Genomic DNA, 11,853 nt, shown 5'->3' on the forward strand with positions numbered 1-11,853 from the left:
CTCTGCCCACAGCCGAGGGCCGGGGGTCCGGCCCTCGGCCTGAAGCCGAAGGCCCGGCATCCGGGCGGGGAGAAAGTTAGTTATGGCAATATAATCGTCTCATGGCGCTGACGAACCTCGGCCTCCGTGCCCGGCAGGGCCGGCCCGTGAGGCCGAGGCTCGTCCTGGCCATCTGCTGCACCAGCCTGTTCATCGTCGGGCTGGACAACACGATCGTGAACATCGCGCTGCCGTCCATCCGGCGCGACCTCGGCGCCTCGCTCTCCGGCCTGCAGTGGATCATCGACGCCTACACCGTCGTGCTGGCCGCGCTGCTCATGCTGGCCGGCTCGACCGGCGACCGCGTGGGCCGGCGGCGCACCTTCCAGACCGGGCTCGTGCTGTTCACGCTGGGCTCCCTGGCCTGCTCGCTCGCGCCGGGCCTGGGATGGCTGATCGCCGCCCGCGCCCTGCAGGCCGTCGGCGGCTCGATGCTCAACCCGGTCGCCATGTCGATCATCACCAACACCTTCACCGAGCCGCGCGAGCGGGCCCGCGCGATCGGCGTGTGGGGGGCGGTCGTCGGCGTCAGCATGGCGCTCGGGCCGCCGCTCGGCGGCGCGCTCGTGGCCTCGGTCGGCTGGCGGTCCATCTTCTGGATCAACATCCCGGTCGGGCTGGCGGCGCTCGTGCTGTGCGCGCTGTTCGTGCCCGAGTCGCGCGCGCCGCGCCCGCGGCCGGTGGACGTGGTGGGACAGGCCCTGGTCGTCGTGCTGCTGGCGAGCCTCACGTACGGGCTGATCGAGGCGCCCGCCGCCGGCTGGGCCTCGGCGCAGACGCTGGGCTGCTTCGCGCTCGCCGCGCTGGCGCTGGCGGTGCTGGTTCCGTACGAGCTGCGCCGCCGCGAGCCGCTGATCAACCCGCGCTTCTTCCGCAGCGCGCCGTTCACGGGGGCGACGCTGATCGCGGTGTGCGGCTTCGCCGCGCTCGGCGGCTTCCTGTTCCTCAACACCCTCTACCTGCAGGAGACCCTGGGCTACTCGGCCCTGCACGCCGGCCTGCTGACGCTGCCGATGGCCGCGCTCACGGCGGTGTGCTCGCCGGTCTCCGGCCGCCTCGTCGGCACGGCGGGGCCGCGCGTCCCGCTGGTCGTCGCCGGGGTGGGGCTCACGGCCAGCATGCTGATGCTGACCGGTCTGACCGCGCACACACCACTCTGGCAGCTCTTGACCGCGTACGTGCTGTTCGGGCTGGGGTTCGGGATGCTCAACGCGCCCATCACCAACACCGCCGTCTCCGGCATGCCGGTCGCGCAGGCGGGGGTGGCCGCCGCCGTGGCCTCCACCAGCCGGCAGATCGGCCAGTCGCTCGGCGTCGCGGTGATCGGCGCGCTGGTCACCTCCGCCGTACGCGGCCCGCTGCCCGCCGGCTTCCCTCAGGCCAGCCACATCGGCTGGTGGGTGGGCGCCGGATGCGGCGCGGCGATCCTGCTGCTCGGCGTCCTCACCACGGGCCGCCGGGCCGAGCGGAGCGCCGCCCGCACCGCCGAGCGGCTCATCCACGGCTCGGCCAGGACGGAAGGCCCCTTGTGAGCGGCCAGGACGCCCCTGACGACCGGGCCGCGGCCGCCTTCCGCGTCTGGGCGGCGATGCGCGCGCTGGTGCTGGAGGAGGAGGACCGCCGCAAGGAGGTCGCCGACGCCCTCGGCATGAGCTTCTCGCGGGCGAAGGCGCTGCGCCGCCTGCTGCCCGGCCCGCTGACCATGCGTGAGCTGACGGCCCTGCTGGGCACCGACAAGCCGTACACGACGCTGGTGGTCGACGACCTGGAGGGCCGCGGCTACGTGCGGCGTACCGTCCACCCGGACGACCGCCGCCGCAGGATCGTCACGCTCACCGAGGCGGGGCGGGCCGCCGCGGAGCAGGGCGATCGCATCCTGGGCCGCCCGCCGCGCGCCCTCGCCGCCCTCGGCCCCGACGACCTGGCCGCCCTCGACCGCGTCATGGCCGCGATCCGCTCCCCCGGGGCCGCTCAGGACGTGACGTCCTTGCCGGAGAAGCGCGCCCAGGCGACCGAGCCGAACAGCGCGATGTAGGCGGCGAAGGACAGCAGCCCGTCGCGGAGCGCCGCGAAGTCGATGGGGTCGCGCAGCACCGCGTCGAACGCGGTGAACCGGGTGGGCAGCAGGTACGGCGCGATCGGCGCGAGGTCCGGCACCGCGCGCAGCACCTGGCAGACGACCAGCAGCACCAGGGTCCCCGCGATGGCGCCGATGGCGACCTCGGTGAAGGTCGACAGCGCCAGCGCGACGGCGGCCAGCGCGGCCATGGCGGCGCCGACGTAGCCGACGGCGATGAGGATGCGCAGCAGCCCCTCCCCCATCGTGATCGTGGTGCCGGACAGCAGCGTCACCGAGCCGCCGGGGAACAGCGCGACCCCGGTCAGCAGCGCCGTCACGGCCACGACGGCGGTGACCGCGTAGCCGAAGACGACCGCGTTGAGGTACTTCACCGCGAGCAGGCGTCCCCGGCCCACGGGGGCGGCCAGCAGGTAGCGCAGGGTGCCGCCGCCAGCCTCGCCGGCGATCGCGTCGCCCGCCACCACGCTCACCGCCACCGGCATGAGCAGCAGCACGAGGAACGAGAACGACAGGAACGTCAGCATGAGGCTGTTGCCCGCGAGGTCCTGGACGATGCTGCTCATCTCGCCGTCGCCCGCCGTGCCCGAGGCGAGCCGCAGGCCGATGCCGAGGACGACCGGGACGACGCCGAGGACCGCGAGCAGCGCCATGTTGCGGGGGCGGCGGAAGGTCAGGTTCAGCTCCGAGCCGAGCAGCCGCCAGAACGCGCCCATCCTCAGTCCCCCGGCCGTGTCCTCTCCCGTGGGCCGGCCCGTGTACTCGCCGGCGCTCTCCCCGGCGTCGCGGGTCAGGGGCTCGGGCGCGCGGCGTGCGACGGTGCGCAGGGTCTCCGTGACCGGCACCAGGCCGGGCATGCGGCGCGGTTGCCCCGCCGCGGCGGCCCCCGCGCCCGCCTGGGTACGGGTCTCAGCCGTCGACATCGAATCCCTCTCCTGTCAGTCCGACGAACACGTCCTCAAGGCTCGGCCGGACGACCGCGAGCCCTCGTACCGCCACCTCCTGCCCCACCAGGGCGGCATTGATCGTCTCGGGCCGCTGACCGCCCAGTTCCGCCGTCAGCTCGCCCGCGCCCGTGCGCACGCCGGCCAGCCCGAGCGCGCCGAGCACCCGCGCCGCCTCGGCCACGTCCGGCGTCTCCACGCGGATGAGCGGGACCCGGCCGGCGCTCAGCGAGCCGATCGTGCCCTGCGCGACGAGCCGGCCGGTCCGCATGATGGCCGCGTGCGTGCACATCTGCTCGATCTCGGCCAGCAGGTGCGAGGAGACGAAGACGGTGGTGCCGTCGGCGGCGATCTCCTTGACCAGCGCGCGCACCTCGCGGGTGCCCTGCGGGTCGAGCCCGTTGGTGGGCTCGTCGAGGACGAGCAGCTCGCGCGGGCCCAGCAGGGCGGCCGCGATGGCCAGCCGCTGGCGCATGCCGAGCGAGTACGTCCGGTAGCGCTTGCCGGCCGCGGCCGACAGCCCGACCCGGTCGAGCGCGTCGGCGACCCGCCGCCGGGCGGTGGCGCGGCGCGCGGACGGGTCGGCGGCGTCGAAGCGCAGCAGGTTGGCCGCGCCCGACAGGTACGGGTAGAACGCGGGCCCCTCGACCAGCGCCCCCACCCGGGGCAGCGCGCGGGCGGGCGGCAGCCCGAGCACCGCGTACTCGCCGGCCGTGGGCGTGACCAGTCCGAGCAGCATGCGGATCGTGGTGGTCTTGCCCGAGCCGTTCGGCCCGAGGAAGCCGTACACCGAGCCGCGCGGCACGGTCAGGTCCAGGGCGTCCACGGCCACCTGGCCGCCGCGGAAACGCTTGGTGAGGCCGCGGGTGACGATGGCGGCGGCGGGGTCACCGGCGGGCGGGGCCGCCCCGAAGGGCGCCCCCGCTTCCTGCGTCGTGCCGGTCACGGTGACGGGTGTCACTGCGCCCCCGCCACGCGGACGAGCTCCTCCGGCGTGACCGCGCCGGCCAGCAGGCGGCCGTCGTCGGTGAGCAGGGCGGTCAGCAGCTTCGTCCTGATCAGCTTGCCGGAGCCCCACGTGCCGCTCACCGGGGTGGCGGACTTGAGCACGCTGTCCAGCAGCGCGTTCGCCTCCGCGCCCCGGCCGTCCTGCCCGGCCGCCTCGGCCTGGAGGTCGGCCAGGGAGAACGGCACGACCGCGACGGTGGTCCAGCCGTCGCCGACCAGCTTGGCCTTGCCGGCCATGTCGGCGGCGTGCTCGGCGCGCTCCTCGGCCTTCGCGCCGAGGTCCTCCTCGCCGATCGTGGTCTCCTCCACCTTGGCGCCCGGGGGCGGGGTGAAGGTGAAGTTCTCCGGGGCCGGCGGGGTGAAGGTCACCTGGGTGAAGCCCACCTGGTAGGCCGGCTCGGCCGAGCCCTTGGCGTAGAGCTGCACCTGGAGCGGCATGTACGTCTCGCCGTCGAGCGCGATCCGCACCTCCTGCACCAGCGAGCTGCCCGCCTTGGGCGCGATGACGAGCTGGTAGACCGGCCGGCCCGCCACCTCGGCGGTGTTGATCACCCGGACCGCGGTGTGCTCGTCCACCTGGGCGAGCAGCCGCTGCGCCGCCTGCTGCGGCGTCACGTCGGTCGGCTGCGGCGTGGGCAGGCCGTGCCGCTCGCCGGCGTCGGCCTTGATCCGCAGCCGGGTGGCGGTGTTGGTGGCGCTGTCCCAGTACCAGGACTGCTCGCCGTTGTAGATCAGGTTGGTCTCGTTGAGGTGCGTCGGCATGGCGACGCGGATCTTGTTCTCGCCGCCGTACCAGACCTTCACCTCGTGCGTGCCGGACAGCAGGCTGAGGGGGCCGGTCCCGCCGCCGGTGGCCGGCAGCGCGGGCAGGCCGAGCGAGGCGGTCTGCTGCACGGTGCCGGACATCGGCCTCATGCCCTGGTCCTTGGCGGTGGCCGCCGCGGCGTCGGCGAGCAGTTGCTCGGCCGAGCGCTCCGGCAGTGCGGGCTCTCCGCTCACCGCGGCTATGACGGGGCCGGCGCCGATGGCGGCTCCGATCACGGCCGCCGCCGCGATCGGGACTCCCCACCTCACGAACGTGCCTCTACGCATTTCACTCCTTAACGGTATGTCGATGGTCACAGCCTGCGTGAGGCATCCTTAGGCGGACCTGAGACTGACTGAGACCCCTCTCAGTCTTCTCAGCGCGCTCTCAGGGACAGAACGGGAGAATCACCGCATGAGGGTACTTGTCGTCGAGGACGAGCGGCGGATGGCGGCGGCGCTCCAGCGCGGCCTCCAGGCCGAGGGCTTCGCCGTGGACCTCGCCCACGACGGCGAGGAGGGGCTGCACGCGGCCCGCCACGGCGAGTACGACGTCGTGGTGCTCGACATCATGCTGCCCCGGCTGTCCGGCTACAACGTGTGCAAGCGGCTGCGCGCCGAGGAGAACTGGGTACCGATCCTCATGCTGTCGGCCAAGGACGGCGAGTACGACATGGCCGACGGGCTCGACCTGGGGGCCGACGACTACCTGACCAAGCCGTTCTCGTACGTGGTGCTGGTGGCCCGGCTGCGGGCGCTGCTGCGCCGCGACGCGGGCCGGCGGCCGGCGGTGCTGCAGGCCGGCGACCTGTCGCTGGACCCGGCACGGCGGCGGGTGGAGCGGGACGGCGCCCCGATCGAGCTGACGCCACGGGAGTTCGCGCTGCTGGAGTACCTGCTGCGGCGGCGGGACGAGGTGGTGTCGAAGTCGGAGATCCTGGAGCACGTCTGGGACACCTTCGACACGGACCCGAACGTGGTCGAGGTGTACGTCGGCTACCTGCGCCGCAAGATCGACGTCCCGTTCGGCAGGAACGCGCTGCAGACCGTGCGCGGCGCCGGCTACCGGCTGGCGGGCGACGGTGGCTGACAGGTCGCCCGGCTCGCCGCTCGCGTGGTGGCGGCGGCAGGGGCTGCGCTTCCGGCTGTCCGCGGTGGCCGTCGCGGTGCTCGCGCTGGCGCTGGCGCTGTCGGCGTGGGTGCTGCTCAGCGTCCTCGACCGGACGCTGATGGCGACCGTGGACGAGGGCACCAGGCGGCAGGCGGACGTCGTGCGCGTGGCGGCCGACTCCGGCACGCTCACCACGCCGATCACCACCCACGACGGCACGATCGTGCAGGTCCTCGACGCGCGGAACCGGATCACGCACGTCACCTACGGCGCCGACCGGCTGGTGCCGCTGCTGGACGCCGCCGGCCGGGCCAGGGCGCTGGAATCGGGGAAGGCCGTGGAGGTGGACGGGCGGCCGTACGCCGTCCCGGGTTTCCTGCACGTGGTCGTGCTGCGCGCGGACCGCGGCCAGACCGTGCTCGCGGCGCGGTCCATCAGCGAGATCCGCACGAGCCTCGGCACGGCCGGCCGGGTCCTCACGGTGGGCACGCCCGCCCTGGTGGTGCTGCTCGCCGTGGCGAGCTGGCTGATGATCGGCCGCACGCTGCGCCCGATCGCGGCGCTGCGCCGGGGCGCCGCCGAGATCACGCACACGGCGCGCTCCCGGCGGCTGCCGGTGCCGGCCTCACGCGACGAGGTGCACTCGCTGGCCACCACGCTCAACGGCATGCTGGCCAGGCTGGAGGAGGCCGAGCAGCGCCAGCGGGCGCTCGTCTCCGACGCCGCGCACGAGCTGCGCAGCCCGCTCGCCAGCATCAGACTGCAGCTGGAGGTCGCGCTCGGCCACCCCGAGGGCCAGGACTGGCAGGAGACCGCCGAGGGCGTCCTGGAGGACACCCTGCGCCTGTCCCGGCTGGCCGAGGACCTGCTCGCGCTGGCCCGGCTGGACGAGCGCGGCGGGGTCCCGGCCAGACGCGAGCCGGTGGACCTCGACGAGGTCGTACGCCGGGCCGCCGACCGCTACGCCGAGGTCCGGCTGACGGCCTGCGACCCGGTCGTGGTCCGCGGCGACGCGCTCGACCTCAGCCGGGTGCTGACCAATCTGCTGGACAACGCCGTGCGGCACACCTCCTCGAAGGTCGAGGTGGCGCTGACCGCCGGCGGCGTGCTGACCGTCACCGACGACGGTCCCGGCATCCCGGAGCAGGACCGCGAGCGAGTGTTCAACCGCTTCACCAGGCTCGACTCCGGGCGGAGCAGGGACGAGGGCGGCGCCGGGCTCGGGCTCGCCATCGTGCGCGAGACCGTGCGGGCGCACGGCGGCACGGTGGTGCTGGAGGACGCCGCGCCCGGACTGCGTGCGGTGGTGCGGCTTCCCGTGTCCCGATGAGGTGTTCCCGTGTCCCGGGGAGGTTCGCCCCAGGCCGCCTGTCGCCGTGGAACGGGCGAGGCCGTGCTCTGAGGGCTGGACGAGGGGCCGCTGGAAAGGGCTCCCTCGGGGGGCCGGGCCGCGTCGCCGGGCCCCGGGCTCGGACGGACGCCGGGCCTTGATCGGTGCGCTTCGGTGCGGTTGGGGGGGTTTCAGTAGGGGGTTGTGTGGGGGTGAGGGTTCTCGGGGGGGGTCAGATGATTCCGGGGGTTTCGGGGGTTTCAGGGGTTCCGGGGGTTTCAGGGGTGAGTGGAGCGTTCCCCGGTCAGGTGGGTCAGGCGGCGGTCGTTCCCTTCTCCGCGGTGGCCAGGAAGTCCTGGGCGATGAGCGGCAGCCGGCGACGGGCGTGCACGACGGCGATCACGCGCCGCACGGCCGGTTCGAGCGAGCGCACCACGAGGCCCGCGCGGGCGGCCTGCTCGGCCATGCCGCGGTACCACAGGAGCGAGGCCCGGCCGGCGCGGACGGCGTTGAGCCAGCCGTTGCGCTCGTCGGTCTCCAGGACGACCGTCGGGGTGACGGAGTATCTGCCGAACATCGCGTCGAGCTCCCTGCGCCGGGTGCTGCCGCGGGCCGGGAGGGCCAGGCGCATGCCGTGCAGCCTGCCCATCGGCACCGGGTTGGGCAGTTCGAGCCCGGGCGGGGAGATCAGCACGATCTCCTGGCGTTCGAGGGGGTGGGTGACGAGGTCGGCGGGCACCGGCAGGTCGGTGAGACCGAGGTCGGCCCGCTGGTCCCGGATCGCGCTGACGACCGCCTCGCGGCCCTCGCAGCGCACGATCTGGACCCGTACACCGGGATGCTCGGCGGCGTAGGCGGGCAACAGCCGCCCCGCCAGACCGGGCTCGAGGCTGGGCGTCGAGGCGATCCGCAGTTCGGCGTCGGACGCGCCGGTGTGGTGGGCCAGGCCCTCGATCTCGTGGACGGCGTCGAGCGCCTCCCGCGCCAGCTTGACCACCCGCCGGCCCTGCGCGGTGACGACGACGCCACGGCCGGAACGGGCGAACAGGGTCATGCCGAGCTCGCGCTCGAGATCGCGGATCGCGCGGGAGAGCGCAGGCTGCGCGATGTACAGCGACCTGGCCGCGTCGGTCATGGTGCGGTGCTCCGCAGTCGCGACCACATAGCGGAGCTGCTGGAGATTCATGCCAAGAAAGCTAGGACACCACCCGCTCCGCAGACCGAAAGATAACCGAGATCACCTCGAATGATTTCGGACTGTGACCGTGCACTGCTACATCCGTGACGGGTGATAAATGAGTATGCTTTTGCCCCAAATTTGCCAAGGGTCCGTCAAGTCGCCGGACAAAGCTCGGCAATAAGACAACGGGGCATACGGGGAGACAGGGTGACAGGTAACGGGCAATATCCACCCCCGCCACAAGGGCCCGGCCAGCCACAGCGGCCACCGGCCCTGCCGTGGCCGCCGCCCGTGCCCGGCCGGCAGCAGCAGCCGCAGAGCGGTCACCCGTACGGGCCGCCTCCCCAGGCGCCCCCGCCGGGCTACCCGCCCCAGGGACCCGAGGGACCCGGCTACCCGCCCCAGGGACCCGGCTACCCGCCCCAGGGTCCCGGCCACCCGCCTCAGGGTCCCGGCTACCCGCCTCAAGGGCCGGGGCAGCCGCCGTACCCGCCGCAGCCGCAGGGGGTGCCGCAGCACGACGGCCTGACGCGGCCCTACACCCAGCAGATGCCGCCGCCGCCTCCCCCGCCGCCGCAGTACGCGCAGCACTACCGGCAGCCCGCGCCTCCTCCCCCGCCACCGCCGCCGCCGATGCCGCCCCCGCCGATGCCGCCGCGGCAGTGGCAGCCGCCGCCGCGCCGCAAGTCGGGCATGGGGGTCATCGGGGTCCTCGGCGCGGTGTTCGGCTCGATGGCGGCGCTGTTCGTGCTGATCGTCGTCGGCGCGGCCCTGCTCAAGAACTCCTCGCGGTCGGAGACGACGACGCCGGTCGCGATCCCGACGTACGAGCCCACGCCGGAGCGCAGCCGCGCCACCCGCGAGCCGACCAGGCAGCCGACCCCGCGGCAGACCCGCACGCCGGACGAGACGGTGACGCCGCCCGCGCAGGTGCGGGTCGACCGAAGCCTCAAGAACAACAGCCTCTACCGGGGAGGCGCGCTGCCGCGGATCAACTGCCGGGCGGGCAACGCGAGCATCTTCAGCCACAGCCAGCTCAAGTCGCTGATCCTGAAGACGGCCAAGTGCATGGACCGGGCGTGGGGGCCGGTCCTGGAGAAGCAGGGCTTCGACTTCCGGCCGCCGGGGTACGCCATCGCCTCGGGCCGGGGCCGCGGCGCCTGCGGCGACTATCCGAGCGCCGGGAGCATGGTGCCGTACTATTGCCCGCGCAACTCCACGATCTACGCCTCGACGTCGGCGATGGCGCGCGGCAACGGCAGCGCCCGCGGCTACGGCCAGATCATCTCCTGGCACGGCGGCATCATCAGCATGATGGCCCACGAGTACGGCCACCACGTCCAGAACGTCACGGGCCTGATGAACTCCTGGTGGGACAGCACGCTGGCCTCCTCCAGCCGGAGCGCCAAGCTCGGCCTCAGCAGGCGGCTGGAGCTGCAGGCGACCTGCCTCGGCGGCATGTGGATGCGCTCGGTCGCCGCCTCCTATCCGGTGACCACGTCGCTGCGCAGCCGGCTGTACTGGTTCTACGGCCAGGTGGGCGACTATCCGGGCTATCCGCGCGACCACGGGACGCCCGCCAACAACAACCGCTGGTTCCGGCAGGGATGGGAGAAGAACAAGCCGTACCAGTGCAACACGTGGATGGCCCCGGCCTCCACGGTGTCCTGAGGGCCTGCTGTGAAATCCACGCGGAGTTCATCTCAGCTTGGGCAAGTGTCTGTGTTGTCCAGATATGGGGACTAGAATCCTGGCAATCTTGTCCCCACGTCGGGGACATTCTGCCTGGTAGGCGTCTGAAGGAGCCGGTGTGAGAAAGCGCGACGGGGTGGGCACCGTGCCTGGAGGCAGGAAGGAACGCCCGGCGCGCCGGCCCCGCCCGGCTCCCGGCGCCCCTCGCTTCGCCCGGCCGCTCACCCCCGCCTCCGTGCTCGGCTGGACCGCCCTGTCGGCCGTCGCGCCCGGCGCCGCACACCTGCGCGCCGGGCGCCGCCGTACCGGGCTGATCCTCATGAGCGTGTACGCGGTGCTGCTGCTCGCCACCCTCGCCTTCGGGCTGACCCGCAACCTGACCGACGCCGCCGCGTTCATCGGCGACGGGATGATGCTCGCGGTGATCATCATCGCCTCGGCGCTCGCGCTGGCCTGGTTCGCCATCGTGGTCAGCTCGTACGTGGTGCTCAGCCCCAAACGGCTCGACCAGCAGGGCCAGATCCTGACCGGCATCCTCGTGGGCGTGCTCTGCGTGGCGGTGATGGCGCCGTTCGCGTTCGTCGCCGACACCATGGCCACCCTGCGCGGCACCGTGAAGGACATCTTCCCGTCCTCGTCCGACCCGGGCACGCCGACGGTCGCGCACAACCCCGAGGACCCCTGGGGCGGCAGGACCCGCGTCAACTTCCTGCTCATCGGCGGCGACGCGGCCGGCAACCGCACCGGCGTGCGCACCGACAGCATGAACGTGGCCAGCATCGACATCAAGACCGGCAACACGGTGCTGTTCAGCCTGCCGCGCAACCTCCAGCACGTGCACTTCCCCGCCAGCTCGCCGCTGCACAAGCAGTTCCCCAACGGCTACATGGCCGAGCTGCCGAACGGCGGCCTGCTCAACGAGGTCTGGCAGTACGCCAACGACAACCCGCAGATCATGGGCGGCAGGAACATGGGCCCCCGGGCGCTGATGGACGCCATCGGCTACACCCTCGGCCTCAGGATCGACTACTACGCCCTCATCAACATGTACGGCTTCGCCGCCCTCGTCGACGCCATCGGCGGCCTGAAGGTCCATGTGGAGCAGGACGTCAAGTGGGGCGGCCTCTACGGCACCGCCGGCACGATCAAGGCCGGCTACCGCCGCCTCAGCGGCGAGCAGGCCCTCTGGTACGGCCGCTCCCGCGTCAACAGCGACGACTTCTCCCGCATGGCCCGCCAGCGCTGCGTCATCGGCGCCTTCGCCCAGCAGGCCACCCCGCAGGTCATCCTCACCAACTTCAGGAAGATCGCCGGCGCGACCAAGCGCATGGCCCAGACGAACATCCCGCAGCCCCTGCTCCCGCCGATCATGGAGCTGGCCGTCAAGGTGAAGGACGCCAAGATCACCAGCCTGCAGTTCGTGCCGCCGGAGTTCTACTCGGGCCGCCCCGACTGGGCCAAGATCCGCCAGGCGACCAAGAAGGCGATCTCCGACTCCCTCCGCCCGGCCCGCCAGGCCCAGACCGCGAACGTCACCGCCTCCCCCAGCGGCACCGCCCCCTCCGCGTCCCCGACGCAGACCCGCGCCGCCGCGCCCACGCAGACGCCCACCCGCAACACCCAGAAGGCCGGCGCCAAGTCCCTGGACGAGCTCTGCGGCACCTGACG

The 11,853-nt window shown here is 73.1% G+C and carries 10 protein-coding genes; 6 read left to right on the forward strand and 4 right to left on the reverse strand.

Features of this window, described 5'->3' with window-relative positions:
- The first annotated feature begins 101 nt into the window (after positions 1-101).
- Together Nocox_RS24815 and Nocox_RS24820 are read left to right on the forward strand one after the other, a co-directional pair.
- A complete protein-coding gene (locus tag Nocox_RS24815; RefSeq protein WP_020541128.1) occupies positions 102-1,571 on the forward strand; it encodes an MFS transporter in 1,470 nt (489 codons plus the stop codon).
- Entirely contained in the window at positions 1,568-2,074 is a 507-nt protein-coding gene (locus tag Nocox_RS24820) for a MarR family winged helix-turn-helix transcriptional regulator (RefSeq protein ID WP_020541127.1), read from the forward strand. The genes Nocox_RS24815 and Nocox_RS24820 overlap by 4 nt, the downstream gene beginning before the upstream one ends.
- On the opposite strand, the gene Nocox_RS24825 is transcribed toward Nocox_RS24820, so the two are convergent.
- Genes Nocox_RS24825 through Nocox_RS24835 form a run of 3 tightly spaced genes read right to left on the reverse strand, consistent with a single transcriptional unit; the run spans position 2,011 to position 5,160 of the window.
- Positions 2,011-3,039, reverse strand: a complete 1,029-nt coding sequence (locus Nocox_RS24825; protein ID WP_020541126.1) for an ABC transporter permease — start codon at positions 3,037-3,039, stop codon at positions 2,011-2,013. The two genes, Nocox_RS24820 and Nocox_RS24825, sit on opposite strands and share 64 nt — an antisense overlap.
- Positions 3,026-4,006, reverse strand: coding sequence for an ABC transporter ATP-binding protein (locus Nocox_RS24830; protein WP_051112450.1), 981 nt, complete (start codon positions 4,004-4,006; stop codon positions 3,026-3,028). Before Nocox_RS24830 ends, Nocox_RS24825 begins: the two co-directional genes overlap by 14 nt.
- An 11-nt stretch (positions 4,007-4,017) precedes the next feature.
- Positions 4,018-5,160: a LolA family protein gene (locus tag Nocox_RS24835; RefSeq protein WP_020541124.1), complete on the reverse strand. Its 1,143-nt coding sequence runs from the start codon at positions 5,158-5,160 to the stop codon at positions 4,018-4,020.
- Positions 5,161-5,287: 127 nt separating this feature from the next.
- Here Nocox_RS24835 and Nocox_RS24840 point away from each other — a divergent pair, with 127 nt between their 5' ends.
- Both Nocox_RS24840 and Nocox_RS24845 read left to right on the forward strand, forming a co-directional pair.
- Positions 5,288-5,962 (forward strand): response regulator transcription factor, encoded by a 675-nt coding sequence (locus Nocox_RS24840; protein WP_026213914.1) that lies wholly within the window; start codon positions 5,288-5,290, stop codon positions 5,960-5,962.
- A complete protein-coding gene (locus tag Nocox_RS24845) occupies positions 5,955-7,313 on the forward strand; it encodes a sensor histidine kinase (protein WP_020541122.1) in 1,359 nt (452 codons plus the stop codon). The genes Nocox_RS24840 and Nocox_RS24845 overlap by 8 nt, the downstream gene beginning before the upstream one ends.
- Positions 7,314-7,626: 313 nt before the next feature.
- Here the strand turns inward: Nocox_RS24845 and Nocox_RS24850 are convergent, their stop codons facing one another.
- Positions 7,627-8,499: a LysR family transcriptional regulator gene (locus Nocox_RS24850; protein WP_026213913.1), complete on the reverse strand. Its 873-nt coding sequence runs from the start codon at positions 8,497-8,499 to the stop codon at positions 7,627-7,629.
- 201 nt (positions 8,500-8,700) lie between these two features.
- On the opposite strand from Nocox_RS24850, the gene Nocox_RS43755 reads away from it, so the two are divergent.
- Entirely contained in the window at positions 8,701-10,164 is a 1,464-nt protein-coding gene (locus tag Nocox_RS43755; protein ID WP_281426309.1) for a neutral zinc metallopeptidase, read from the forward strand.
- Between the two features lie 139 nt (positions 10,165-10,303).
- Positions 10,304-11,851, forward strand: a complete 1,548-nt coding sequence (locus Nocox_RS24860) for an LCP family protein (protein WP_157382816.1) — start codon at positions 10,304-10,306, stop codon at positions 11,849-11,851.
- Positions 11,852-11,853 lie beyond the last annotated feature (2 nt).

It is taken from the genome of Nonomuraea coxensis DSM 45129 (assembly GCF_019397265.1).
In the GTDB taxonomy this organism is placed as follows: domain Bacteria; phylum Actinomycetota; class Actinomycetes; order Streptosporangiales; family Streptosporangiaceae; genus Nonomuraea; species Nonomuraea coxensis.